The sequence below is a fragment of the Aliiruegeria sabulilitoris genome (assembly GCF_001558155.1).
GTDB lineage: Bacteria > Pseudomonadota > Alphaproteobacteria > Rhodobacterales > Rhodobacteraceae > Tropicimonas > Tropicimonas sabulilitoris.
On record NZ_LOAS01000001.1, the window covers coordinates 114622 to 140465 of the forward strand.

The window sequence follows — 25844 nt, forward strand, 5'->3', positions numbered from 1 at the left end:
GTCTTCGGGGAGTGCCCCCCGGCGGCTCAGATCTGGTTTTCGCGGCCCGGCGGGGCCACGGTTTGCATCAATATTCGTCCGTATGGGCGCGCAGGAACAGCGCCAGAACGGAGAGGGCCGCGCCGTTGAAGACCAGCTCGATACCGAGAAGGATGCCGAGCAGTCGTTCGCTTGTCTGCAGGAAGTTCGCCAAGATGAACCCGGCGAGCAGGATCGAGAGCGAACCGGAGATCAGCATCATCCAGTAGTAACCGGTCTGTCGCATGCGGAAGGCCCAGAACAGGCGCAGCACGCCAGCAAAGGCGATGACAAGGGTAATGACGGCCGTGATGGACATCGTGCCTTCAAGCGGGTTGCGCATGAAGGAGAGGCCGAGCACCGCGATCAGCAATCCAAGCAACATCGACAGGGCCTTGTTGCCAAGGCCGTTGTCGGAGAAGCCGAGGACCATCTGAACGCCGCCCGCCAGCAACAGCATCGAGCCCGTCACCCAGACGATCCCGATGGACACCGCCACGGCGTTGCCCAGGGCAAGGGCCCCAAGAGCAATCGACAGCAGTCCTGCCATCAGCCATCTGGCCCATTCGCTCATGAAACCCACCTCGTACACGGCACGCTTACCCAATTGCCCGCGACCCTACATCACTTCGCGCACATCTGTCAGCTTTCCATTTATGGCAGCAGCGGCGGCCATGGCGGGGCTCATCAGATGCGTGCGGCCCTTGAAGCCCTGGCGGCCTTCGAAGTTCCGGTTGGAGGTCGAGGCGCAGCGTTCGCCCGGCGCAAGCTGGTCGGGGTTCATGGCCAGGCACATGGAGCAGCCCGCGAGACGCCACTCGAAACCGGCCGCCTCGAAAATCTCGGCCAGGCCTTCTTCCTCGGCCTGCGCACGCACGAGACCGGAGCCCGGAACGACCATGCCACGAACGCCCTCGGCGATCTTCTTGCCTTTCACAATCTCGGCCGCAGCGCGCAGGTCCTCGATCCGGCCATTGGTGCAGGAGCCGATGAACACGGCGTCAATGGCGACCTCGGACAGCGGCGTGCCGGGCTTCAGACCCATGTATTCGAGCGAACGGCGCGCGGCATCGACCTTGCCACCGGTGAAATCCTCAGGGCTGGGCACGACGCTGGTGATCGGCAGCACATCCTCGGGCGAGGTACCCCAGGTCACGACCGGCGCGATATCCTCGCCCTTGAGCGTGACGACCTTGTCGAAGACGGCATCGTCATCGGTGTAGAGCGTTTTCCACCAGTTGAGCGCGGCTTCCCACTGGGCACCTTTCGGCGCATGGGGGCGGCCCTTGACGTATTCGAAGGTGGTCTCGTCCGGCGCGATCAGGCCCGCACGCGCGCCGCCCTCGATCGCCATGTTGCAGACGGTCATGCGGCCTTCCATGGAAAGGTCGCGGATCGCCTCGCCGCAATACTCGATCACGTAGCCGGTGCCGCCGGCGGTGCCGGTCTTGCCGATCACGGCGAGCGTGATGTCCTTGGCGGTCACGCCGGGGCTCAGCTTGCCGGTGATCTCGACCTTCATGTTCTTGGACTTCTTCTGGATCAGCGTCTGGGTGGCCAGAACGTGTTCCACTTCGGAAGTGCCGATGCCATGGGCCAGCGCGCCGAAGGCGCCGTGGGTGGCCGTGTGGCTATCGCCGCAGACGACGGTCATGCCCGGCAGCGTCCAGCCCTGCTCGGGGCCGACGATGTGGACGATGCCCTGGCGGATGTCGTCCACAGGGTAATAATTGATGCCGAATTCCTTGGCGTTCGTGTCGAGCGCGTCCACCTGGATGCGGCTCTCCTCGTTCTTGATGCCCTCCTCGCGGTCGAGCGTCGTGGGAACATTATGGTCCGGAACGGCAATGGTCTTCTCCGGCGCGCGGACGGGGCGGCCGGCCATGCGCAGCCCTTCGAAGGCCTGGGGACTGGTCACTTCATGCACGAGGTGACGGTCGATATAGAGCAGACAGGTGCCATCCTCGGCTTCGTGGGCGACATGCGCGTCCCAGATCTTGTCGTAAATCGTCTTGCCAGTCATGTGGGGGTCTCTCCCGGTTCGGGTATGTGAATTGGACATGGGAAGGGGCACCGCGAAACGCGGCGCCGGGCGCGCCTCATAGGAGGCCGGTTACACGGGCCTTCAGACCGTGGAAGCGCCATGGCAGGCGCGCGTGGTCATCCATGTCGAAATTCCTTGCCATGCGCATTCCGCTACAACCACTCGCTCCTTATCGCAAGAGCTTGGGCATTGCCTCCGCCCGGTTTCGCGGGCAATCCTGCCATATGGAGCAGGATATCCGAGCCTTTCTGGAAGAACTACTGACCTTCGCGCAGCAGCTCGAAACGTCGGGCCGCCTTCTGCTGCTGCCGTCTCGGCTGCTGCAACTGGGCATTATCGCCGGGCTGATTCTGCTCTCCCAACTGGTACGGATCCTGCTCGCGGACCGGATCCGTGACCGGATCCGACAACTGGAAGGACGCAGCAAGACGCAGTTGCGCATGTTCGTCATGCTGCAGCGGCGTGTGGCGCTCATCACCTTCTGCCTTTTGTGCTGGCTGACCGTCTTCGTCATGCGCGATGTGATGGGGCTGTTCCCATCCCGAAGCTACATGATCGTTGTGGCCGGAACGATCGCCTTCGCTTGGCTGGTGATCGGGATCACGACCCGCTTCATCACCAACCCGTTAATGCGGCGCATAGTGAACTGGGGAGCGTGGATCTTCGCGACCCTGCATTTCACCGGGTTGCTCGAGGAAACCGCGAATCTGCTGGATTCGCTCTCCATCGAGATCCAGGATTTCCGGCTTTCGCTTCTGAACGTGCTCCAGGCGGTCGCAATCACTGGTGCGCTTCTGTTCATAGCCCGGGTCCTGTCACGCGCCGGGGCCCGCAGCCTGCGGGGCAATGAAGACATCTCCCCGAGCATGGGCGAGTTGCTCTCCAAGCTGCTGCAGGCCTTTCTCTATGTCTCGGCGGTCTTCCTGGGGTTGCGCGCGGTCGGGTTCGATCCGTCCGGGTTCACCGTGCTGTCCGGGGCCATTGGCGTCGGCATCGGCTTTGGCCTGCAGAAGATCGTCTCCAACATCGTCTCCGGTGCCATCATCCTGATGGACCAATCGGTGAAACCGGGCGACGTCATCTCGCTCGGCGACACCTTCGGCTGGATCCAGTCGCTCGGCGCCCGCTACGTCTCCGTGGTCACCCGCGACGGGCGCGAATACCTGATCCCGAACGAGGACCTGATCACCAGTCAGGTCGTCAACTGGAGCCATTCCGACGAGTTCGTCCGGCTCGATATCCATTTCGGCACCGACTACGCGGACGATCCCTACCTTGTCCGCCGCACCGCCATCGCGGCCGCCAGGAGCGTTCCGCGCGTGCTGTCGAGCAAGAGCCCCGTCTGCCACATCACCGGTTTCGGCGACAGTTCGGTCGATTACGTCCTCCGTTTCTGGATCACCGATCCGACGAAGGGGCTGACGAATGTACGCGGCGATGTCTTCCTCGCGCTCTGGGATGCGTTCAAGGAAGCCGGGATCAGCATTCCCTTCCCGCGCCGCGATCTGCGCATGCTTCCAGATGAAAAACCGGTCCAGCCGGTCGATTGATCACACAGGTTTTTCTGCGTCAGGCTGTCGCGGGCCTTGATTTCTTCGCCTCAAACGTCTTTATGCCCCTTTGTCTTCCCGAAATACTAAGGAATGAGAGGCATCCGATGCGTCGGGTCTATAGTAATGTTCATATCGGTCTGATCTCCGCCCTGCTGCTGGCGGCCATCGCCTTTGAAGCGGGTGCTGCCCATGGGGAGCAACCGGCGACAGAAGCGATTCAGGTCAGTTTCGCCTCGGAAATCCGCTGAAATGAGTGTTTTTGCGCCTCAGAGAGGCGTTTCCAGCACGATTTCGCACAGAATTGGCGCCGTCGTTGAGACGTCACCAAAGCAGTGCTATCGTGGAGACGAGCCCGACGCCGGGGCTTTGGCGGCGAATAGCAAGGAGGATAATGTCCTGTCTCACCATGCGGAGGCCGCCACGCAAACGGCGGCAGAAGAGGCGTCCATGATGCCATCCGAGTTCGAATCTGCAGACGCGTCCGCGCTTCTGGAACGCATTCTGTCCTCTCTCGCCGAAGACAAGGCCGAGGACGTGGTCACGATCGGCCTGCGCGGCAAGTCGGAGATGGCCGACCACATGGTCGTCTGCTCGGGCCGCTCGTCCCGTCAGGTCGCGGCGATCTCGGACAAGCTCGTCGAGCGGCTAAAGGCCGATTTCGGAGTCATTTCCAAGGTCGAGGGCAAGGATGCCGGCGACTGGGTGCTGATCGACGCGGGCGACGTGATCGTCCATGTCTTCAGGCCCGAAGTGCGCGAGTTCTACCAACTCGAAAAGATGTGGCAGTCCGTGGGCAGCACCGGCAAGGCTGGCTCGCAAACCTGATGCGCCTTCATATCGTGGCCGTCGGCCGCTTGCGGTCAGGCCCCGAGGCGGAGCTGATTTCGGATTACCGCCAGCGCGCGGAACGCAGCGGCCGTCCGCTCGGGATCTCGTCGGTCTCCGTGATCGAGATCGACGAGCGCAAGGGCGGATCGAAGGCCGGCGAGGCCGCCCTCCTGGACAAGGCCCTGCCAAGGGGCGCAACGATTGTTGCCTTGGACGAACGCGGCAAGCTCCTCTCCTCTCCCGACTTCGCAAGCCGCATCGCGTCTTGGCGCGACACGGGTAGCCAGGATCTCGCCTTCGTGATCGGCGGCGCAGACGGGCTCGACCCCGCCTTTGTCAGACACGCCGACATGGCGCTCTCCTTCGGCAAGATGGTCTGGCCGCATATGCTGGCCCGGGTGATGCTGTCGGAACAGATCTACCGCGCGGTCTCGATCCTCGCCGGCGCGCCGTATCACCGGGTGTAACGGTCCACAGCGATGACGAGAAACATCTTCTCGTTGACCGAAATACGCCTGCCGGAGGCGCGATCTTCCCACGGGACGATCGTTTGCACGCGAAACGCACCCCCAGCCATGCACGCCACGAAACAGCGAATTGCCCGCCCTGCGGCGCTCTATCTGTTCCATTCAGGCGCTAACAGCACTAGGAAAGCGGCAACCAAGGAGACCTCCCGATGAGCATTCCCAAACCTGTCGTTCTGTGCATCCTCGATGGCTGGGGCATTGGCACCAAGCCGCCGGAAGAAGAGGGCAACTCGCCGGTCCTCGCCAACACCCCCACCTTCGACAAGATGATGTCGAGCTGCCCAACTGCAACGCTGATCACCTTCGGCAACGATGTCGGCCTGCCGACCGGCCAGATGGGCAACTCTGAAGTCGGTCACACCAATATCGGCGCGGGCCGCGTCGTCGCCATGGATCTCGGCCAGATCGACCTCTCCATCGAGGATGGCTCCTTCGCCAAGAAGGAAGCCCTGCAGGGCTTTATCGCCAAGCTCAAGCAAACCGGTGGCACCGCGCATCTGAGCGGCCTCGTCTCGCCAGGCGGTGTGCACTCGCACCAGGACCATATCGTGGAAGCCGCCCGCGTGATCGCCGAGGCCGGCGTTCCGGTACAGATCATCGCGCTGACCGATGGCCGCGACGTGGCGCCGAAATCGGGCGCCGGACAGGTGGCGAAATTCGAAGCCGACCTGCCCGAGGGCGCGAAGGTCGGTGGCGTGGTTGGCCGCTACTGGGCCATGGACCGCGACAACCGCTGGGAGCGGGTGCAAAAGGGCTTCGATCTCTTCGTCTCGGGGAAAGCCGAGTTCGAAGCCGAAACCGGTGCAGCAGCCTGCGAAGCTGCCTATGAGCGCGGCGAAACGGACGAGTTCATCGGCGCCACCAAGATCGCGGGTTACGTCCAGCCCAAGGATGGCGACGGCCTGCTGTTCCTGAACTTCCGCGCCGACCGTGCCCGCGAGATCCTCGCCGCGCTGGCCGATCCGGACTTTGCCGAATTCGACGCCTCCGCCCGGCCCGCATGGGGCGCGATCTGTGGCATCGTGGAGTATTCCGACCGGCACAACGAATACATGGACGTGATCTTCCCCTCGCAGGAGATCCTCAACACGCTGGGTGAGTGGGTCTCCAAACAGGGCAAGACGCAGTTCCGCCTCGCCGAGACCGAGAAATACCCCCACGTGACCTTCTTCCTCAACGGTGGCGTCGAGACGCCCTACGAGGGCGAAGATCGCTTCATGCCGAAATCGCCGAAGGTCGCCACCTATGATCTGCAGCCGGAAATGTCGGCCCCCGAAGTGACGGCGAAATTCGTCGAGGCGATCGAGAAGGGGTACGACCTGATCGTGACCAACTACGCCAACCCGGACATGGTCGGCCATACCGGCTCGCTCGAAGCCGCCAAGGCCGCCTGCGAAGCCGTCGATACTGGCCTCGCCGCCGTGACGGAAGCGCTGGAAAAGGTTGGCGGCGCGATGATCGTGATCGCCGATCACGGCAACTGCGAGACCATGTTCGCCGAGGATGGTGGCCCGCACACCGCCCATACCACGAACCTCGTCCCGGTGATCCTGTTCAACGGCCCCGAAGGCGCGAAGCTGCATGACGGCCGGCTGGCCGATGTGGCGCCGTCGATCCTCGAACTGATGGGTCTTGCGCAGCCCGCCGAGATGACCGGTGTGAGCCTGATCGACAAATGAGGAAGATCTGTCTGCTCGCCGCATCGCTGTTGTTTGCCGGTGCGGCAGGCGCCCAGACAGATCTGTCAGACCTCGCCGAACGGGCGGCGTCCCAATTGGCGGACGCCGCCCGTTCGCTCGAAGCGGCCGAGGGCGCCCGCGACAGGGTCCGTGCGCTCACCGCAACGGTTCAGGCCTACGAGGAGGGCCTTTCGGCGCTCAGGGCCGGCATGCGCCAGGCCGCAAGCGAGGAACGCGTGCAGACTGCCGTTCTCGCCGCCCGAGAGGAAGACGTCGCCCGCCTGCTGGGCGCGCTCACCGCGATAGAAGGCTCCCCGGCGCCGCTTCTGCTGCTGCACCCTTCCGGCCCGCTCGGCACAGCGCGTTCCGGGATGATGATGAGCGAGATCACCCCGGAACTCATGGCCGAAGCCGATGCGTTGCGCACGGAGCTGCAGAAACTCGCCGTGTTGCGCGCCCTGCAGGAGAGTGCCCGCGACTCGCTTCTGGACGGGATGCGCGGCGCACAGGATGCCCGCACCGCCCTGTCCCAGGCCATGGCCGACCGCACCGACCTGCCGATGCGCTTCACCGCGGATCCGGAGCGGATGCGGCAACTGACCCAGACCGCCGCGTCGATGGATGACTTCGCCACCGGGCTGAAACAGATCGGCCCCGGCATCGCCGATGTCACCGGTTTCGAGGACCAGAAAGGCACCCTGCCCCTCCCGGTGCAGTCCGTTCTTCTGCGCGGCTACGATGAAGCCGATGCCGCCGGCGTCGCGCGCCCCGGACTGCTGCTTGCCACGCGCCCCGGCGCGCTTGTCACCGCTCCGTGGGACGGCACGATCCGCTATGTCGGTCCGCTGCTCGACTACGGAAACGTGATCATTCTTGAGCCTGCGGATGGCATTCTGCTGGTGCTTGCCGGCTTGGGAATTGTCTATGGTAAGCCCGGTGGAGTCGTTCAGGCCGGAGATGCCCTTGGCCTTATGGGCGGTGCCGCAGATGAAGAGTTTCTCGCCGGAAACCAAGTTGGTGGTGGCACTGAGCGAAGCGAAACGCTTTATATGGAATTGAGACAGGGTGAGCTTCCGGTGGATCCGGCAGAATGGTTTGCCCCGACCAAGGGAGATTGAAGACCGCATGAAGAAGTTCGTCATGGCCGCGATTGGCGGCATCGTGGCCGGCGGGGTGCTGACCACCCAGGTCGCGGGCCCGCTACTCGCCCAGGAAGCAGAGAAGAACAGTTCGATCTATGAACAGCTGGACCTGTTCGGGGACATCTTCGAGCGTATCCGTGCGCAATATGTCGAGGAAGTCGACGAGAAGGAACTGATTGAGGCCGCGATCAACGGCATGCTGATCTCGCTCGATCCGCATTCGAGCTACCTCTCGCCCGACGACGCCGACGACATGCGGGTGCAGACCCGCGGCTCCTTCGGCGGCCTCGGGATCGAGGTGACGCAGGAAGAGGGTTTCGTGAAGGTCGTCTCGCCCATCGACGACACGCCCGCCGACGAGGCGGGGATCGAAGCGGGCGACTTCATCACCCATGTCGATGGCGACAGCGTGCTGGGCCTGACGCTCGACGAGGCCGTGGACCTGATGCGCGGCCCGGTCGGCTCCGAAATCGTCATCACTGTCGTGCGCGAGGGCGTGGACGAACCCTTCGACGTTACGATCGTGCGCGACACGATCAAGCTTACTGCCGTGCGCACCCGCACCCAGGGCGAAACGGTTGTCCTGCGCGTGACCACCTTCAATGACCAGACCTATCCGAACCTCGAAAGCGGCCTGAACGAGGCGGTCGAGGAGCTCGGTGGCATGGACAAGGTCAACGGCTTCGTGCTCGACCTGCGCAACAACCCCGGCGGGCTGCTGACACAGGCGATCAAGGTCTCCGACGCCTTCCTCGACAAGGGCGAGATCGTTTCCACCCGCGGCCGTGACCCTCAGGATGGCGACCGTTACAACGCCGCCGAAGGGGATCTGGCCGAGGGAAAACCGATGGTCATCCTGATCAATGGTGGCTCCGCATCGGCTTCCGAGATCGTGGCCGGCGCGCTTCAGGACCACCGCCGCGCCATCGTCATCGGCACCAAGAGTTTCGGCAAGGGCTCGGTGCAGACGGTCATGCCGCTCAAGGGCGACGGCGCGATGCGCCTGACCACGGCGCGCTACTACACGCCATCGGGCCGTTCGATCCAGGCACTCGGCGTCTCGCCGGATATCATCGTCGAGCAACCGCGCCGCGACCCCAATGCAGAGAAGGACGAAGAGGAAGAAAACGATCGCTTCTCCCGCTCCGAAGCAGACCTGCGCGGCAGCCTCGACAATGACAGCCTGACCGAGGACGAGCGCCGCCAGATCGAGGAAGAGCGCCAGAAGGCCGAGGACGCCGCGGCGCTTCGCGAGGAGGACTACCAGCTGGCCTATGCCATCGACATCCTCAAGGGCCTCTCCGCGCTCGATCCCGCACAATAAGACCGTCGACCGGCTTCGCACCGGCGGCACCTGACAGGGACCCGCGCATCGCGTGGGTCCTTTTCATTTGGCGCTTCCCGAGAATGGCAACAGCGCAACCGGCTTCCCGATCATCCAGCAAAAGTCTCTGCTTGCCTGCGGACGCTTCCGCTTCGATAAAGCCCCCATGACCAAGGATTCCGCCAAGCTCCCGTATCGTCCGTGTGTCGGCGTCATGCTGATCAATGCGCAGGGTCATGTCTTTGTCGGTCAGCGGCTCGACAGCGACGTGCCTGCCTGGCAGATGCCGCAAGGTGGCATCGACAAGGGTGAGAGCTGGCGCGACGCGGCATTGCGCGAGTTGTGGGAGGAAACCGGGGTTACCGAGGATCTGGTCGAGGTCGTTGCCGAGACCGAAGACTGGGTGCGTTACGATCTGCCCGACCACCTGATCGGCAAGATCTGGAAGGGCAAGTATCGCGGGCAGCAGCAGAAATGGATGCTGCTGCGTTTTCTTGGGAGCGACGACCAGGTGCAGATTGAAACCGCGCATCCGGAATTTTCCGAATGGCGTTGGCTTCCGGCCGAGGAGCTGGTGGCGAATATCGTTCCGTTCAAGCGTGCTGTCTACGAGCTGGTCGTGGAAGCCTTCGCGGAACATCTTTAAGCGGCGCGGAGGCCTCCGCCCGATTACTTTGCGCGGAAATCGTCCTGATGTTCGAGGAACCATGTGTAGGTTTCGCGGATACCTTCTTGGAGCGGGATGGACGCCTTCCAGCCCAGACGTTCCAGGCGACTGACATCCATGAGCTTGCGCATGGTTCCGTCCGGTTTGCTGGCATCAAAGACCAGCTCGCCCTGAAAACCTGTCGCCTCCGCCACCATCTCCGCCAGCTGCCTGATAGTCACATCCGTTCCCGAGCCGACATTGATATGGCTGAGCATCGGTTCGGTTTCGCGCTGGTAGGTTTCGGCGTCGAGACCCATCACGAAGAGCGAGGCCTCGGCCATGTCGTCGACATGCAGGAATTCACGGCAAGGCTTGCCGGAGCCCCAGACAACGACCTCCTTGTCCCCACGTCGAGCGGCTTCGTGAAAACGCCGCATCAGCGCCGGCATCACGTGGCTGTTCTCAGGGTGGAAATTGTCGCCCGGCCCGTAGAGGTTGGTCGGCATGACCGAGCGGTAATCGGTGCCGTGCTGGCGGTTGTAGCTCTCGCAGAGCTTGATGCCGGCGATCTTGGCGATGGCATAGGGCTCGTTGGTCGGCTCCAGCGTGCCGGTCAGAAGTGCATCCTCGCGCATCGGCTGCGGCACGGCGCGCGGGTAGATGCAGCTCGACCCGAGTTGCAGCAGCTTGCGCACACCCGCCTGAAAGGCCTGATGGATCACGTTGCACTCGATCATCAGGTTCTCGTAGATGAAATTCGCCGGATAACTATTGTTGGCATGGATGCCGCCGACACGGGCCGCCGCCAGGATCACCTGATCCGGGCGCTCGGCCTGCATGAAATCCCGCACCGCCGCCTGGTCCGTCAGATCCAGTTCCGAGGAGCGGCGCGTGACCAGCTCCAGGTCCTCGCCCGCCGCCCGGCGCGCTTCCAGCCGGCGCAGGATCGCGCCGCCAACCATGCCGCGATGGCCTGCCACATAGATTTTCATCTCAGCCCTCCAGCGACATCGGCAATTCGTAGCCGTGCTCCTTGAGCAGGGCGTGCCGGCGGGCAGTCTTGAGGTCCTCGGCCACCATCTCGGCGCACATTTCCTGCGTCGTGATCTCGGGCACCCAGCCGAGCTTTTCCTTGGCCTTGGCCGGGTCGCCCAGCAGGGTTTCCACCTCGGCGGGGCGGAAATAGCGCGGATCGATGCGCAGGATCACGTCGCCCGGCTTCACCGCCGGCGCCATGTCCGAAGTCACCGCAGAGACGGTGGCGATCTCTTCCACGCCCGTGCCGGAGAATTCGAGCTCGATGCCCAGCTCCCGCGCGCTCCAGGTGATGAACTCGCGCACCGAATACTGCACGCCGGTGGCGATGACGAAATCGTCCGGCACGTCCTGCTGCAGCATCATCCACTGCATACGGACGTAGTCCTTGGCATGACCCCAGTCGCGCAGCGCATCGATATTGCCCATGTAGAGGCAATCCTCGAGTCCTTGCGCGATATTGGCCAGCCCGCGGGTAATCTTGCGGGTCACGAAGGTCTCGCCGCGGCGCGGAGACTCGTGGTTGAACAGGATCCCGTTGCAGGCATACATCCCGTAGGCCTCGCGGTAATTCACCGTGATCCAGTAGGCATACATCTTGGCCACGGCATAGGGCGAGCGCGGATAGAAGGGCGTCGTCTCGCGCTGCGGCGTCTCCTGCACGAGGCCGTAGAGCTCCGAGGTCGAGGCCTGGTAGAAACGGGTCTTCTTCTCCAGCCCGAGGAAACGGATCGCTTCCAGCAGGCGCAACGTGCCGATCGCGTCGACATCGGCGGTGTATTCGGGCGCCTCGAAGCTCACCGCCACATGGCTCTGCGCACCGAGGTTGTAGACCTCGTCAGGCTGCACTTCCTGCAGGATCCGGGTGAGGTTGGAGGTGTCGGTCAGATCCCCGTAATGCAGGATGAAATTCGCATTGTTGACATGCGGATCCTGGTAGATGTGATCCACTCGCTGGGTGTTGAACAGCGAGGCACGCCGCTTGATGCCATGAACCTCGTAGCCTTTCTCCAGAAGAAATTCCGCCAGGTAGGACCCGTCCTGCCCCGTTACACCGGTGATGAGAGCCCTTTTCGCCATGTTAACCATCGTCCTCAACATTCATTTCAAAGCGATGCTGGCAGGTTCGGGCCTGGCAGCATTCGCAATGCCTCCTTCAAACCTGACCGATCTGCGTTCGGCAAGGCATTCCTTGCCCCTGTATGAAAGAAGAGGCTGCCACGAGGGGGATTGGCTGGTCGCGATGACGGACGGTAAGTGTCCCGGCCCCGCCAAGAGCTCAGCCCGGAAAGATCTTCGCCATCTGCGCGTCGAAACGTGCCCAGCTCATGGTGGCCCGGTTTCCAGAAAGCCCGTGGTAATGCGACTTGCCCGACGAGGTCGGCAGCCCGGCCCAGATCCGCGCAAGATTGTTCATGAACTGGTGTCGGGAGATCTCCTCCTGTTGGAACTGACCAAAACCGGCTTCCTCCAGAAGCTTCATCGCAAGTGCATCCTGCAGGTTTGGCGAGAACAGCTTGTCCTCTCCGACACCCAACTCGCGGACGAGCCGGCGGAGCGTCTTGGGAATGAACTGGTAGCGGCCGATTGCGTGTTGCTGGCCGGGGGTCTGATCGATCCACGCATAGATTTCTGCAATCGTCAGCCGGGTTGGACGCCGCGGCGGGCGGATCTTGGCCGCAAGTTGGACTGCATCGTAACCGGCGGCGCCGGCCTCCGCTTGGGCAATGAGTTGCAAAACCTTGCCGGCCGATGATTTCCGCAGCGCGTCCCAACCGCCCAGAGGCACGACCAGCCTGCGCGCCGCGGGGCTCCCTGCGGATTTTGGCGCCAACGCGAACAAGCTGGCTCCCTCGCGCCCGGAGAACAGGGAGGCGGCGTTCTGGCCCGCATTGCCGGAAGCTTGGCGATGGACGACCGGAACTATGGCTCCTGCTCCGCCGAAGACCGATCCCGCGCGATGTTTCGGCATCGCCTCGGCCAACAGGTCTTGCGGGACACAGATGGCAAGGACAAGCGCCAAAGCGGGGAGTAGGGCAACAGGGAACATTCACGCCTCGTTCTGAGAGCACCGCATTGCCGGTAATTTCGGCAATACCGGTTCAGATTTCCTTTCCAAGGCTCCCCAAGGCCGGATTAGAACCGAAGGAAATGTCTAAGATTGACACTATCGCGCGCTTCGAACACATCGCTCGCCATGACACGTTCACGCGCAACCGCCATCGGCTTCGTCGCCGTCCTCCTCTGGGCTCTCCTGGCACTGTTCACCGTAGGCAGCGTCCCGGTGCCGCCATTGCAATTGACTGCGATGAGCTTCGCCATTGGCGGCGCAATCGGGATCATCTGGACAATCGTCGGCGGGGGCGCCCATCGCCTGCGCGGAATTAGTTGGAAAATCTATGCTTTCGGCACGGTCGGCCTGTTCGGCTACCATTTCTTCTATTTCTCGGCACTGCGCCTCGCGCCCCCCGCACAGGCCGGCCTCATTGCCTATCTCTGGCCGCTGCTGATCGTGCTGATGTCCGGACTTCTGCCGGGAGAACGGCTGAGAGCCGGCCACCTCGCCGGAGGAGCTCTCGGGTTTGCCGGCGCCGCGCTCATCATCCTGGGCGACGGGCAAAGCTTCGGCGGCGACGCCTGGACCGGCTATGCCCTGGCGCTCGCCTGTGCGTTCTTCTGGTCCGGCTACTCGGTCATTTCCCGCCGTCTCGGGCATGCGCCGACCGAAACTGTGGCGATCTTCTGCCTGGCCACGGCGGTCCTCTCCGCGCTCGCCCATTTCGCCATGGAACAAACCGTGATGCCAACAACGGCACTGGGCTGGGCAAGCGTCGTAGCGCTCGGATTGGGGCCGGTCGGGCTCGCATTCTATGTCTGGGATATCGGGGTGAAGCAGGGGGATATCCAGCTTCTGGGTGTAGCAAGCTACGCGGCGCCATTGCTGTCGACCCTGGCGCTCATTCTCGCCGGTCTGGCGGCACCGACGCCCAAGCTGCTGCTGGCGGCGGCGCTTATCACCGGGGGCGCTGTGCTGGCCGCTCGGGCCAGCACCCGCCCCCAAAAGGTTACGCGGTCGTCAGACGCGTGATTTCCTCTTTTATTCGAAGTTTCTGCTTCTTGAGTTCTACAATTTCGAGGTCGTCGGAGCCGGGGGCAGATTGAATTTCTTCCACTTTAGCCGAAAGCGAGGCGTGCTTCTTGCGGAGCTCTTCAACGCGGGCGGACTCGGACATGGCCTACTTCTCCTCTCAAGGTCTGTGTACGACTCAAGTGCACCACGATTTTCCAGTGTTGTCACGTCGAACCGACCCGGCTGATGAATATTTTACACCGGCCCTGTAAATCATTCCTGAAATTACCTATATAGCAGCGCCAAGGCCCGGGAATGGGGCACCATCGCGCAACAGACGCGAAATCTCCGGCCGATAATCGTCACCGTCAAATTCATGCATCCGCCCCTGGTGGAGGATGACCGGCGCATGCAGGCGCAGCGGCGCCCTGCCCCCCTTCCGCGCCCTCAGCACAATCAGGTTTGCGTCCCGGCCTTCCCGTGGCAGCAACGGCTGGATCTGGACCGAGCCGAGCCCCGCGAAATTGCCGAGAATGTTGCCAAGCCGCTCCGGTCGGTGGATCATGGTCAGCCAGCCCTTGGGCGCGAGCCGACGGGCGGCCACGGCGATCCAGTCGGCCAACGCGGTCTCCTCGCCCATCGCCGCCTCGCGCGCGCTGTGGGGCGAGCTGTGCGACCGGTCGCGCAGGAAATAGGGCGGGTTGACGATGACGTGGTCAAAGCTGCGCTGGCGGAGCTCCGGTGGCAATTGCGTCAGGTCCGCCTCGAAGATCTCCACGCGCGCGCCGCAATCCACAGCGTTTCGACGGGCGAGAACGGCCATCTCGGCCTGCCGCTCCACCCCCACCAGATCGAGATCCGGAACCCGCGCGGCCAGGCACAGCGCGGCCGTGCCGACACCGCAGCCAAGCTCCAGCACGCTCTGCCCCGGCTCTGCCGGACAGGCCGAGGCCAGCAAAACCGGATCGATTCCCGCACGATACCCCTTGGCCGGTTGCCATATCGACAGCCGCCCGCCGAGATACTCGTCGCGCCGGAGCGCCGGGTCTGTCACGTCACCTGTCCTCCGAAACGTGGATGTCATTGTCCCGCAGGGCTGCGCGGGCGAGAAACAGGTCCTCGTCGCGCACCATCAGGCGGCGGGGAAGAATACCGATCGAACCTTCGAGGACGCTCATATGGACGTCCATTTCGAAGCAGTCTATATCCTCGCCATCGAGGAGGGATTTCGCGAAGGCGATCACGGTGGGGTCGTTTGTGCGCAGAACCTCTTTCATGCAGCAGACTTACGAGAAGGCCCACCGCCTTGTCGAGCAGGGTTACGAGACCGTGATGAGCCTGGACGACGCCAGCCAGAAACCGCATGACCGCCTCGCCGCCGTTCTGGCGGGAGATATGGGACGTGTAAACGACCTAATCCGCAAGCGGATGGCGTCCGAACATGCGCCGCGCATTCCGGAGGTGACGGCGCATCTTGTCGAGGCTGGCGGCAAGCGGCTGCGACCGATGCTGACGCTCGCGGCGGCGCGGATGTGCGGCTACGAGGGCGACAACCACGTCAAACTGGCCGCCACGGTGGAGTTCATCCACACGGCCACGCTGCTGCATGACGACGTCGTGGACGAAAGCGGACAACGCCGTGGCCGTCCCACAGCGAACCTGCTTTGGGACAACAAGTCCTCGGTGCTGGTGGGCGATTACCTCTTTGCCCGTTCCTTCCAGTTGATGGTGGAGACGGACAGCCTGCGGGTGATGGACATCCTCGCCAATGCCTCCGCCGTGATCGCCGAGGGTGAAGTGTTGCAAATGACGGCGGCGCAGGACCTCGCGACCACCGAAGAGATTTACCTGCAGGTGATCCGCGGCAAGACGGCCGCTCTGTTTGCGGCCGCCTGCGAGGTTGGCGGCGTGGTGGCCGGCGCCGAAGAAGCGCAAGTGACAGCGCTGCGCGACTATGGCGACGCGCTCGGCATCAGCTTCCAGATCGTCGACGACCTGCTGGATTACGGTGGAGATTCCTCTGCGACCGGCAAGAATGTCGGCGACGATTTCCGCGAACGCAAGCTGACCATGCCCGTGATCAAGGCGGTGGCAGCCGCCGACACCGAACAGCGCGCCTTTTGGAGCCGTGTGATCGAGAAGGGCGACCAGAAAGACGGTGACCTGGACCACGCGCTCGCCCTCATTTCCCATCACGGCACGATGGAAGCCACGCGACAGCAAGCGCTTGTCTGGGCCGACCGCGCCAAATCCGCGCTGGCGACGCTGCCGGAGAGCGATATTCGCGGGATGCTGACGGATCTGGCCGATTACGTGGTGGCGCGGGTCCGGTAAGCCTCAGGTGCTGCTTGTTGGAAAAAGCAGCAATCCCGGCCCGTCCTTTTGCTCGTTCGTTCGGCAGGGCACCGTTACGCCTTGCAGCGCGACGTCCCTGCCGCCGAATACGGGCGTGCGCTCGTCATTTGGGAAGCTCTCGGCTTGAGGCGTGGGACCGCCAATCACTTCAGGCTTGCAACGCTTGCCAAGGGGTCTCCGGCGATCACCCGTGGAGCGCACGGGCCTCCGAGAACGACACAAGCCGCTTGCTGTCCGTATCCCACAGCTTCAGCTTGACCGTCGACAGGCTCTGCCCAATCGTCATCCGGTTGCTCTGAGCCAGTTCCGCGTGATCCTGAAGGACCTCAGGCAGGCGGTAGAACGGAATGCGGCTATAGAGATGGTGCACGTGGTGAATCCCGATATTTGCCGAGATCCATTGCAGAACCGATGGCAGCACGTAGTGCGAGCTTCCGTGCAACGCGGATTCGTGCAGTTGCCAGTTCTCTTCTGACTCCCACTGTGTGTGCTCGAATTGGTGCTGCACATAGAAGAGCCAAACCCCCGCGGTGGCGGCAATCAGGGTCGATGGCAGAAAGATCAGAAGCAGCGGCATCGCTCCGCCGAGGTACCAGATCAGCGCGACAGCCAGCAGAATGGCGATATTCGTACCCATTGAGCTGACCCAATATCTCGCGCCGTTCATGAGCCCCAATGGCAAGCGATTCTCCAGCAGGAAGAGATAGCCCGGACCGAACCCGAACATGGTAACCGGATGACGGTAGAGACGGTACTTGAGGCGGCCGAACGGCGTCAGGTCTGAAAACTCCTCGACGGTCAGGGTCAGGATATCGCCCATGCCCCGCCTGTTCAGGTTGCCCGCCGAACTATGATGGATCGAATGCGCCCGACGCCAGACATCGTAAGGCGTCAACGTGAGCACGCCGATGCACCGCCCCACCCAATCGCTGACCGTCCGGTTGGAGAAGAACGAGCCATGCCCGCAATCATGTTGGATCGCGAAAAGGCGCAGCAGGAAAGGCGCGATCAGAAGCGAGCCGCCCAGGGCCAGCCAATAGCTGATCGACATCGCATAGAGGGCGACGCCCCAGAGCACCACGAATGGAATGGCTGTAATTGCCAGTTCGTATGTGCTGCGGCGGTTGCTCGGCTCGCGATAGCTGGCCAGAACCTTGACCCAGTCTTTGGCTTGTCTTTGGCTCGGCTGAGCCCCGATTCGTCCAGAAAGTTCGATCATGCGTCTACTTTGTTGTTACCCGGGCAAGCCGATACCCTATCAGCGTCCCGACACAAGTGAATTCCGCTTGTACGTCGCATTGATCGAAGAAGCGTGAAAATGGGTCTTGCCATCCGATGGGGCCGGACAAATAGAGAATCGCGTCGCGAAACGCTGCAATGATCCGAGCCGTTCCTGACCCATTGGGAGCCAGATCGGTGCAGCGCAAGTCGCGGGCATCCTTTCCATTTTCCCGAATATCCGCTGTGCCGGCCTGTCTTTTATTCAGTTTTGGATCCACTCCCGCCGCGCCTCCGTGGGTGTCGCGCGAACCGGGCGTCACGCCGGGCAGGCATGAGGCCAGCCCCTTACTTCAAAACCGGTCCAGCAACCGCCGAAGGTAATCCAACTCCAATTGCGGCCTCTCCCGCTCGCCGGACCGGCGGCGGATTTCGTCGAGAAGGTCGCGGGCCTTGCGATAGATGTCGTCGCCCTGAAGCAGACTGTCTTCGCTGCCGAAGCTACCAGAGGTGCCGGCCTCGCGCCCGAGCGGGTCGCGCTGGCTGTTGCCATCGGCCTGCCCGGTCTGCTGGCCCTGGCCGTTCTGTTGTTGCTGGGCCATCGCCTCGCCCAAGCTACGCATCCCGTCGCGGATCGCTTCCATGGCGCGGGCCTGACTGTCGAGCGCATCGGCCAGCGCGCCATCTTCGAGCGACTCCTCGGCGCGACCCATTTCCTCGCTGCCGCGCCGGAGCGCCTCGCGCGCCGCATCGCCCGGCTCGGTGCCGGCTCCGGGCAGGTTCTGGCGCAACTCGTCCAAACGCCGCTGCAATTCAGCCTGCCGCTGGGCAAGGGCACGAGCATCTGGCTCGCCGCCCTCTCCGGGACGGGGCTGGCCGCCCTGCCCTTGCTGATCCGGTTGTCCCTGCCCCTGACCTTGGCCCTGCTGACCCTCGTGGTCTCGGCCCTGGCCCATATTCCCCTGGCTGCCCCGGTTCTGACCGCTCTCGCCGGTCTGAGGCTGCTGGCCGGGGTTGAACTGTTCCTGCAGGTCGCGGAAGGCCTCGTCGGACAGGCCCTGCTGGTCGCGCAGCGTGTCGGCGAGGCCCTGCATCGCCTGATCGCCCGGGTTCTGACCCTGCTGGCCTTGCTGGCCCTGCGTGACCTGCATGTTCTCCATCATCTGGCGCAACTGTTCGAGCAACTGCATCGCCTCGGCGGTGCGCCCCTCTTCCATCAACTGCTGGAGCCGGTTGAGAAGCTGCTGAAGCTGGTCGCCGGTGATCGTCTGGGTGTTCTCCGACATCTGCGGCTGTTGGTTCGGGTCCTGCTGCTGGGCCATTTGGCGCATATAGTCCTGCATGGCCTGACGAAGCTCATCCATCAGCTCGGCAATCTCTTCGTTCGTAGCACCGTTCCGCATCGCCTCGGCCAGCCGATCCTGTGCCCGCCGCAACCGTTCCGCGGCATCCGCGAGATTGCCATCCTCCAGCTTCACCGCGATGTCCCAGAGCGCCTCCGCAATCTCTTCCTGAACCTCCGGCGACAATCCCGACGCCGCGGCAACGCCGGCTTCCAACCGCCGCAACGCCACGCGAAGGGGCAGATAGGTGCTTCCGTCCCGGATGATCTCGTCAGGTCGATGGGTCACGGCGCGGATCACCTGCGCCACCCGCTTGCCATTGCTGCGAGACCAGAGAAGATCCCGCCGCTGTTCGATGATCGCTGCCGCCAGCGGGTCGAAAAAGCGTTTGCCCGGAAGCGCCATCTGCATTGGAGCCGAGCTGCCCTCCTGACCGGCGGCATCGGAAACCGTGAGCGTCAGCGTGACAGGCAACCCGACCCAGGGATGCTTGGAGAAATCCTCCACCAGCGTCTCGGTGAAATCGCCCCGGTCGCCGCTGATCGTCATCGGCAGATCGATCTCGATCGGGTCGCGCGGATCGGGATCGACCACAAGGCCGAAGCGGCGCACCACCTCGGCCGTGTCGAGCGCAATCACGCCGCGCCCGGCCGTCACGCCGTAATCGTCCCGAGCGCGGAATTTCTGGCTCATGCGCCCGCTGGCTTCGCGTTCGACCTCTCCATCAGGCTCCACGCTCGGCGGTCTGTCCGGCGCGATGGACACCGCCCATTCGCGCCCGCCCGGCCCGTTGATCGCCAGCCGCCCGGCCTGAATCACGTCAAAGCCCTGCGCCGCCGCCGTCGCCGGCTCGATCTGCTCGCCCACGCGGCCCGAGATCGTCTCGTCCACCGCCAGCGCGCCAACCTCGCCATACAGGCGCAGCGACACCCGGCTACCGCGCGGCACGTCCAGCGGCCCCGGCGCGATATCGGCGAGATAGAGGCTCGGCTTGCCAGTATAAGCGGGCGGCTCGATCCACCCTTCCCAGGACGGGCCAGCCACGACACTGCCGCCGGCACCTGGCGCCACGGCCTCCCCGACGGTGGAAATCTTCCAGACCGATCCGAACAGAAGCGCCGTCACCAGCGATGTCAGCGCCACGTAGCGCAGCGCATAGGGGTCGCGGCCGGAGATCCGCAGATCCGGCGCGACCCGGCGCGCCTTGGCCGCCCGCGCCGCCATTCGTTCCAGATGCGCGGCCCACACGGCTTCGGAGGCCGCATCGCCCGCGCCAATTGCCTGGTCATCGCTCAGCGCATGAAGCGGGCGACCGGGAAGTGTCGAATCAAGCCGTTCCCAGGCTTCCGCACGGCTCGGCCAGCGGAACCAGCGCAAGCCGCGAAACAGGAAAACGAGCAGCGCGCTGCCCGACAGAAGGGCCCCGATCCAGACGGCTTCGACCGGCGCTGTTTCGTGCAGGCCCAGCATGAGAACGGCAAAAACCGCGAAAAGGATCGACCAGACCGGCCAGAAACACCGGGTAAACCGCTCCGCTGCCATCCCCAGACGGGTCAGGCGCAGCGGGCGACTCAGCCTCTCAAGAGCGTGGTTTCGGGCCGTTTCCCGGGCCATCCCGTTCCTTTCGACAGCCCGCACTCCGCAGGCCAAAGGGTGGCTTTGTTACAAGAGCCACTCGGGAATGTTATCGCGCGAGATCATTTCGTCAAAGGTCGGACGTGGCCGGATGACGGCGAATTGATCCCCCTTTACCAGCACCTCGGGAATCAACGGCCGCGAATTGTACTCCGAGGACATCACCGCGCCATAGGCCCCCGCCGAGCGGAAGGCCACGAGGTCGCCCGAGGCAAGTGGCGGCATATCCCGTTGTTTTGCAAAGGTATCTCCACTCTCACAGACCGGACCGACAATGTCGATAGGTGCCTGTTCGGTGCCCGGCGCGGGTTCCCTGACCGGGATGATGTCGTGATGGGCGTCGTACATGGATGGGCGCACGAGGTCGTTCATCGCCCCGTCGACGATCAGGAAATCCCGCCCTTCGCCGTTTTTCACATAAATCACCGAACTGACCATGATCCCGGCATTGCCCGAGATAAGCCGCCCCGGCTCGATCTCCACCTCGCAGCCCAGATGCCCGAGCGTGCGCTTGATCAGATCGCCATATTCGCTCGGCAAGGGCGGCGCCTCGTTGCTGCGCGTATAGGGAATGCCAAGCCCGCCGCCCAGATCGAGCCGCCGGATCTCGTGCCCATCGGCCCGGAGCGCTTGCGTCAGCTCGGCCACCTTCTTGTAGGCCAGCTCGAACGGCTCCAACTCGGTCAACTGCGAGCCGATATGCACATCGATCCCCGTCACCTCCAGCCCCGGAAGGGCGGCGGCACGGGCGTAAACCTCCTTCGCACGCGCGATCGGGATACCGAACTTGTTCTCGGACTTGCCGGTTGCGATCTTGGCATGGGTGCGCGCATCCACATCCGGGTTGATCCGGATCGCCACCGGCGCGACCACGCCCATCGAGAGCGCCACCGCGTTGAGCAGCTCCATCTCCGGCTCGCTCTCGACGTTGAACTGCCGGATTCCGCCCGAAAGCGCTGCGCGCATCTCCGTCGCGGTCTTGCCAACGCCAGAAAAGACAATCCTGTCGCCCGGCACGCCAGCCGCTTTCGCCCGCGCATATTCCCCGCCCGAGACCACGTCCATGCCTGCACCCAGTTCGGCCAGTGTCTTCAGGATCGCCTGGTTGGAATTGGACTTCATCGCGAAACAGACAAGGTGATCGAGCGGCTCCAGCGCCTCGTCGAACAGCCGGAAATGCCGCGTCAGCGTGGCGGTCGAGTAACAGTAAAACGGCGTACCCACGCTTGCCGCGATCTCGTTGACCGGCACATCCTCGGCGAAAAGCGCGCCGTCGCGATACAGAAAATGATCCATGCGGCACACTCCCGGCCAGCTGCGTCAAGCGACGCTCTTACCACAGCCGCAGCGCAGGGCAATCCGCCAGCCCCCTCCACCAGCACCACGCGAGCCCCCGCAAGGGGCGAGGCAGAAGCCGTGGTGCGGAACGCGCCGCATTTTGGTAACAGGTCTGGGCGCGCCCACCCTGAAGACTTGCCGCAATGGCCTGCCGCTGCCAGAAAATCCCACAGAGAACGGGGAACCTGCCTGATGGCGTCCATCGAAAAGAAAATCCGCAAGAAGCTCGAAACGGCGGCCATGAGCGACGCGGTCTCCGGCACGGCTGCACGGCTGATCTCGCGTCATCTCGAAAAGGTCTATCAGCATACGGACTGGGAATTTCACGGCCGCGAAGACGTGATCGAGGCCGTCTCGGGCGGCAAGCCGATCATCTTCGCGCTCTGGCACGGCCGGCTCGCCATGGCCGCTCGCGGCTGGAACCCGTCCTGGTCGCCCTATTGCGTCATTACTTCGGCCGCCATTCCCGGTCGCATCGTCGGCCGGATCATGCGCAACTTCGGCCTCGACACGATGCCGATGAAGGACCGCAAGAACAATACAGCCGCCTCGCTGCAGGTCGCGCGCATGATGCGCGCAGGCACCACCATCGGCTTTGCCATCGACGGCCCCGAAGGCCCCAAGCGGGTGGCCAAGGCGATGCCGATCGACTGGGCCCGGCTCACCGGCGCTCCGATCTGGCTCTATACCAACTCGGTCGAGAAATACCGCACCGTCAACAGCTGGGACGACCTGATGCTGCCGAAACCGGGCGGGCGCGGGGTGATGATGTATCGCAAATGGGATGTCGAAATCCCCAAGAAGATCGACCCCGAGACCCGCGAGGCGATGCGCCTGAAGCTTCAGGCCGATCTCGACGCGCTCACGCTCGAAGCCGACCAGCTGATGGGCCATGACGGTTTGATCAACTAGGCCGCCACCACGCGCCCGATGCTCAGTTGGTGATTCGGCTCACGGTGCGCGTGCCGTCCGGTCCGCTAGCCACTCCGACTTGCATCTTGCCAGAGAGCGTTATCCCCGACTGCGGTCGTTCCCGGTCATCGGGCGGCAAAGGCGCTCCATCCGCGCCGCAACCCGCCACGAATGCCAGCAGGACCAGCCCAACAACCAATCTCGTCAGAACCATAGTGCCAATCCTCTTCTACCACCGGTGCCGACCCCGACACGTACCGGCCCATTGCCCACCGCCACCGAAGACCCTCCGGTTCCAACCGTCACGTCCACATTCGGCCGGTCCACGACGTTGACGGCAACGCCGACATCGCCATTCGTATTCGCCCCGACGGCCACCCGACCGGTGTTCAGGCCGGCAACGGCCGAGGTATTTCCGGCAGAGTTCACCGCGACACCACCTGTTGGATACGCGCGCGGCGGCGCGCAACCGGCCAGCACCACCAGCAGGAAAATCGCGGCGACCGCCTTCATCCAAGACGCTCCTGCCAAAGCGCAACCTGCTCGCGCACCCGCTTGGGCGAGGTCCCGCCATAGGATTTGCGGCTGGCAACCGAGTTCTGCACGCCGAGAACGGAGAAAACGCCCTCGGTAATGCCCTCATGCACCGATTTCATCTGCTCCAGTGTCAGCTCAGGCAGGTCACAGCCCTGCCCCTCGGCCATGGCAACCAGCGAACCGGTCACGTGATGCGCATCGCGGAACGGCAAGCCCAACTCGCGAACAAGCCAGTCGGCCAGATCGGTCGCGGTTGAGAAACCGCTCGCCGCCGCCACTTCCAGCTCGGCCCGGTTGGCGGACATATCCGTCACCATCCCGGTCATTGCCGCCAGCGCCAGCATCAGGCTGTCAGCCGCGTCGAAAACCTGTTCCTTGTCCTCCTGCATGTCCTTGGAATAGGTCAGCGGCAGCCCCTTCATCACCGTAAACAGACCCACCATTGCGCCCATGATCCGGCCGATCTTGGCCCGGATCAGCTCGGCGGCATCGGGGTTCTTCTTCTGCGGCATGATCGAAGAGCCGGTAGAGAAGGCGTCCGAGAGCGTCACGAAACGGAACTGAGCCGAGGACCAGATCACCAGTTCTTCGGCCAGCCGGCTCAGATGCATCGCACAGATCGAGGCGCAGGAGAGGAATTCCAGCGCGAAATCCCGGTCCGCCACCGCGTCGAGCGAATTCGCCGCCGGCCGGTCGAAGCCGAGCGCTTCCGCCGTCATGTGCCGATCGATCGGGAAAGACGTTCCGGCCAGCGCAGCCGCCCCCAAGGGACATTCGTTCATCCGCGCGCGCGCATCGCGCAGGCGGCTCGCGTCGCGGCCCAGCATCTCGACATAGGCCAGCATGTGGTGGCCCCATGTCACCGGCTGCGCCACCTGGAGATGCGTGAAGCCGGGCATGACCCAGTCGGCCCCCGCTTCGGCCTGGCCCAGAAGCGCCTTTTGCAGCGCCTCCACCCCGGAAATCGCGGCATCGTACTGGTCCCGCACCCAGAGTTTGAAATCGGTCGCAACCTGGTCGTTGCGGCTGCGCGCCGTGTGCAAGCGCCCGGCGGGTTCGCCGATCAGCGCCTTCAGTCGCGCCTCGACATTCATGTGAATGTCCTCCAGCGCCTTGGAAAACTCGAAATCGCCACTTTCGATTTCTGACAAGACCGTGAGCAGGCCTTCCCGAATGGCCTCCGCGTCTATATCCGAAATGATACCCTGCGTTGCCAGCATCGCGGCGTGGGCGCGGGAGCCCTCGACATCCTGTCGGGCCAGTCGGCGGTCGAAATCGATCGAGGCGTTGATCGCCTCCATGATCGCATCAACCCCGGTGGAAAAGCGTCCGCCCCACATCTGGTTGGCGGCCTGTTGTTTGGCATCGGTCATGATCTGGACCCCGAAAGGATAGTCGATGAAGAACTTGTTGGCCGCGATGGTCTATACGGGCCTCGCGCTCTTGGCAAACCCGGCGCTGGCCGACATGTCTGCGGTGGCCGCGCTGCGCGAAGGCGACATGAAGAAACTCGTCCTGCACGAAGACGCACGCCCGTTGCCCGATGTCCCGATCGTCGATCTGACAGATGCGCCTGTCAGTCTTGCCGATCACCAGGGCAAATGGCTGGTTATGAATTTCTGGGCCACCTGGTGTGCCCCCTGCCGCAAGGAAATGCCGACGCTCGCCAACCTGCAGACCGCGATGGAGGGCAAACCGGTCGACGTCGTCACCGTTGCCACGGGGCGCAACCATGTTCCCGCGATCCGGAAATTCTTTGACGAGATCGACGTGGACAATCTTCCGCTCTACCGCGACCCGCAGCAGCAGCTCGCCCGTCAGATGGGCGTGATGGGCCTGCCGGTCACGGTGATTGTGTCTCCCGAGGGCGCGGAAATCGGCCGGCTCATCGGCGATGCGCATTGGGACAGCGACAGCGCCCTGGCCATCCTGAATATGCTCGCAGGGGAGAGCCCATAGCCGGAACTCGGGCGCCAAACTATTAATAAAGCTTAACAAATAATCGTTTTAAATGGGAATTGCTGTCCTTCGGGCAACACCAGCGCAGAACTGCTCATGACGCAGTTACCTCTTCACGCCATATCGGTTGTAGTCGGCAAGAAACCGCCCATTACACCCTGGTGCCCATGACAGCTTCTTCTGTGATTTATCGTTCTCCAGACCTTCAGCATGTCCGTTTCTATGGACAACTCTCGCTGGATGACGCCCGAGAGCAATATACAAAGGGTCCCCTGGTGAGCGGATTCTATCCCGGTATCGCTACCCTGCTGGATTTTCGTGGCATGACCGGCACGGGAATGGGGCTCGCAGATATCATGGCCCTGCGCGACCGCCTGACCGAACGCCACTCGACGCAGGGCAACCCCTTCAGAATCGCGCTTTACGCCGATGATGAAACGGCTTTCGGCATCGCCCGAATTTTCGAGACCGTCTGCTCTCAAAGCGACAGAATGGACGTATGTCTGTTCGGATCGCTTTCGGAAGCGCTCGGCTTTCTTGGGCTAGAGGGAACCTCGCTGGCCTCGGACCTCCTGCAGGAATCGGACACCGGCAACGCTGTTCTGGACAGGGATGGCCGAAGCGTCCCCTAAGCCGGCAACAAGACAGGCGGAGCGGCGGCGGCCAAACCTGCGCGGT

The 25844-nt window shown here is 63.4% G+C and carries 26 protein-coding genes; 13 read left to right on the top strand and 13 right to left on the bottom strand.

From position 1 onward, the window contains the following. Nucleotides 1-67 precede the first annotated feature (67 nt). Together AX756_RS00495 and leuC are read right to left on the bottom strand one after the other, a co-directional pair. Entirely contained in the window at nt 68-592 is a 525-nt protein-coding gene (locus AX756_RS00495) for an HdeD family acid-resistance protein (RefSeq protein WP_068307336.1), read from the bottom strand. Between the two features lie 45 nt (nt 593-637). After that, nucleotides 638-2041: a 3-isopropylmalate dehydratase large subunit gene (gene leuC, locus AX756_RS00500; RefSeq protein WP_068307338.1), complete on the bottom strand. Its 1404-nt coding sequence runs from the start codon at nt 2039-2041 to the stop codon at nt 638-640. A 245-nt stretch (nt 2042-2286) separates the two neighbouring features. Between leuC and AX756_RS00505 the strand changes: the two genes are divergently transcribed. The 8 genes from AX756_RS00505 (at nt 2287) to AX756_RS00535 (ending at nt 9761) form a co-directional block, all read left to right on the top strand. Continuing rightward, the gene (locus tag AX756_RS00505; RefSeq protein ID WP_068308095.1) at nt 2287-3612 is read left to right on the top strand and encodes a mechanosensitive ion channel family protein; all 1326 of its coding nucleotides are present in this window, start codon (nt 2287-2289) and stop codon (nt 3610-3612) included. Further along, nucleotides 3609-3863, top strand: a complete 255-nt coding sequence (locus AX756_RS25975) for a hypothetical protein (RefSeq protein ID WP_163887091.1) — start codon at nt 3609-3611, stop codon at nt 3861-3863. Before AX756_RS00505 ends, AX756_RS25975 begins: the two co-directional genes overlap by 4 nt. Nucleotides 3864-4062: 199 nt before the next feature. Then, the gene (rsfS, locus tag AX756_RS00510; RefSeq protein ID WP_231700946.1) at nt 4063-4440 is read left to right on the top strand and encodes a ribosome silencing factor; all 378 of its coding nucleotides are present in this window, start codon (nt 4063-4065) and stop codon (nt 4438-4440) included. After that, nucleotides 4440-4910, top strand: a complete 471-nt coding sequence (gene rlmH / locus AX756_RS00515) for a 23S rRNA (pseudouridine(1915)-N(3))-methyltransferase RlmH (protein ID WP_068307340.1) — start codon at nt 4440-4442, stop codon at nt 4908-4910. Before rsfS ends, rlmH begins: the two co-directional genes overlap by 1 nt. Nucleotides 4911-5119: 209 nt before the next feature. Next, nucleotides 5120-6649, top strand: coding sequence for a 2,3-bisphosphoglycerate-independent phosphoglycerate mutase (gene gpmI, locus AX756_RS00520; protein WP_068307344.1), 1530 nt, complete (start codon nt 5120-5122; stop codon nt 6647-6649). After that, entirely contained in the window at nt 6646-7767 is a 1122-nt protein-coding gene (locus tag AX756_RS00525; protein WP_068307346.1) for a murein hydrolase activator EnvC family protein, read from the top strand. The genes gpmI and AX756_RS00525 overlap by 4 nt, the downstream gene beginning before the upstream one ends. 7 nt (nt 7768-7774) lie before the next feature. Further along, nucleotides 7775-9115, top strand: coding sequence for a S41 family peptidase (locus AX756_RS00530; protein ID WP_068307350.1), 1341 nt, complete (start codon nt 7775-7777; stop codon nt 9113-9115). A gap of 166 nt (nt 9116-9281) precedes the next feature. Then, complete coding sequence (locus AX756_RS00535; RefSeq protein ID WP_068308101.1) at nt 9282-9761, top strand: RNA pyrophosphohydrolase; 480 nt, start codon at nt 9282-9284, stop codon at nt 9759-9761. A 23-nt stretch (nt 9762-9784) separates the two neighbouring features. Here the strand turns inward: AX756_RS00535 and fcl are convergent, their stop codons facing one another. From fcl to AX756_RS00550, 3 genes are all read right to left on the bottom strand, one after another. Then, nucleotides 9785-10756 carry a GDP-L-fucose synthase gene (gene fcl / locus AX756_RS00540; protein WP_068307351.1) on the bottom strand — a complete coding sequence of 324 codons (972 nt, stop codon included), beginning with the start codon at nt 10754-10756 and terminating at the stop codon, nt 9785-9787. Nucleotide 10757: 1 nt separating this feature from the next. Further along, the gene (gene gmd / locus AX756_RS00545) at nt 10758-11879 is read right to left on the bottom strand and encodes a GDP-mannose 4,6-dehydratase (RefSeq protein WP_068307352.1); all 1122 of its coding nucleotides are present in this window, start codon (nt 11877-11879) and stop codon (nt 10758-10760) included. A gap of 199 nt (nt 11880-12078) precedes the next feature. Continuing rightward, entirely contained in the window at nt 12079-12849 is a 771-nt protein-coding gene (locus tag AX756_RS00550) for a hypothetical protein (RefSeq protein ID WP_068307354.1), read from the bottom strand. 147 nt (nt 12850-12996) lie between these two features. Between AX756_RS00550 and yddG the strand changes: the two genes are divergently transcribed. Continuing rightward, nucleotides 12997-13887: an aromatic amino acid exporter YddG gene (yddG, locus tag AX756_RS00555; RefSeq protein WP_068307356.1), complete on the top strand. Its 891-nt coding sequence runs from the start codon at nt 12997-12999 to the stop codon at nt 13885-13887. Here yddG and AX756_RS24920 read toward each other — a convergent pair. The 3 genes from AX756_RS24920 to AX756_RS00565 all read right to left on the bottom strand — a co-directional run bounded on the left by AX756_RS24920 (nt 13865) and on the right by AX756_RS00565 (nt 15146). Next, entirely contained in the window at nt 13865-14032 is a 168-nt protein-coding gene (locus AX756_RS24920; RefSeq protein ID WP_082738852.1) for a YdcH family protein, read from the bottom strand. The genes yddG and AX756_RS24920 overlap by 23 nt on opposite strands. A 126-nt stretch (nt 14033-14158) precedes the next feature. Further along, on the bottom strand, nt 14159-14923 hold the full coding sequence (locus AX756_RS00560) for a tRNA1(Val) (adenine(37)-N6)-methyltransferase (protein ID WP_321186420.1): 765 nt from the start codon (nt 14921-14923) through the stop codon (nt 14159-14161). 1 nt (nt 14924) lies between these two features. Continuing rightward, a complete protein-coding gene (locus AX756_RS00565) occupies nt 14925-15146 on the bottom strand; it encodes a putative signal transducing protein (RefSeq protein WP_068307363.1) in 222 nt (73 codons plus the stop codon). 55 nt (nt 15147-15201) lie between these two features. On the opposite strand from AX756_RS00565, the gene AX756_RS00570 reads away from it, so the two are divergent. Then, on the top strand, nt 15202-16203 hold the full coding sequence (locus tag AX756_RS00570; RefSeq protein WP_068308104.1) for a polyprenyl synthetase family protein: 1002 nt from the start codon (nt 15202-15204) through the stop codon (nt 16201-16203). 205 nt (nt 16204-16408) lie between these two features. Here AX756_RS00570 and AX756_RS00575 read toward each other — a convergent pair whose 3' ends face one another. The 3 genes from AX756_RS00575 to lysA all read right to left on the bottom strand — a co-directional run bounded on the left by AX756_RS00575 (nt 16409) and on the right by lysA (nt 21716). Next, a complete protein-coding gene (locus tag AX756_RS00575; RefSeq protein WP_068307365.1) occupies nt 16409-17443 on the bottom strand; it encodes a fatty acid desaturase in 1035 nt (344 codons plus the stop codon). A 352-nt stretch (nt 17444-17795) separates the two neighbouring features. Further along, complete coding sequence (locus AX756_RS00580) at nt 17796-20399, bottom strand: TIGR02302 family protein (protein ID WP_068307367.1); 2604 nt, start codon at nt 20397-20399, stop codon at nt 17796-17798. Between the two features lie 48 nt (nt 20400-20447). Continuing rightward, nucleotides 20448-21716: a diaminopimelate decarboxylase gene (lysA, locus tag AX756_RS00585; RefSeq protein ID WP_068307372.1), complete on the bottom strand. Its 1269-nt coding sequence runs from the start codon at nt 21714-21716 to the stop codon at nt 20448-20450. Nucleotides 21717-21950: 234 nt separating this feature from the next. Between lysA and AX756_RS00590 the strand changes: the two genes are divergently transcribed. Beyond that, the gene (locus AX756_RS00590) at nt 21951-22670 is read left to right on the top strand and encodes a lysophospholipid acyltransferase family protein (RefSeq protein WP_068307374.1); all 720 of its coding nucleotides are present in this window, start codon (nt 21951-21953) and stop codon (nt 22668-22670) included. Nucleotides 22671-22874: 204 nt separating this feature from the next. Here the strand turns inward: AX756_RS00590 and AX756_RS00595 are convergent, their stop codons facing one another. Both AX756_RS00595 and argH read right to left on the bottom strand, forming a co-directional pair. After that, nucleotides 22875-23183 carry a hypothetical protein gene (locus AX756_RS00595; RefSeq protein ID WP_068307375.1) on the bottom strand — a complete coding sequence of 103 codons (309 nt, stop codon included), beginning with the start codon at nt 23181-23183 and terminating at the stop codon, nt 22875-22877. Continuing rightward, the gene (gene argH, locus AX756_RS00600) at nt 23180-24580 is read right to left on the bottom strand and encodes an argininosuccinate lyase (RefSeq protein ID WP_068307377.1); all 1401 of its coding nucleotides are present in this window, start codon (nt 24578-24580) and stop codon (nt 23180-23182) included. The genes AX756_RS00595 and argH overlap by 4 nt, the downstream gene beginning before the upstream one ends. A 25-nt stretch (nt 24581-24605) precedes the next feature. Between argH and AX756_RS00605 the strand changes: the two genes are divergently transcribed. Together AX756_RS00605 and AX756_RS00610 are read left to right on the top strand one after the other, a co-directional pair. Beyond that, on the top strand, nt 24606-25166 hold the full coding sequence (locus AX756_RS00605; RefSeq protein WP_068307379.1) for a TlpA disulfide reductase family protein: 561 nt from the start codon (nt 24606-24608) through the stop codon (nt 25164-25166). Between the two features lie 275 nt (nt 25167-25441). Further along, nucleotides 25442-25798: a hypothetical protein gene (locus tag AX756_RS00610; protein ID WP_156461347.1), complete on the top strand. Its 357-nt coding sequence runs from the start codon at nt 25442-25444 to the stop codon at nt 25796-25798. The last annotated feature ends 46 nt before the right edge of the window (nt 25799-25844 follow it).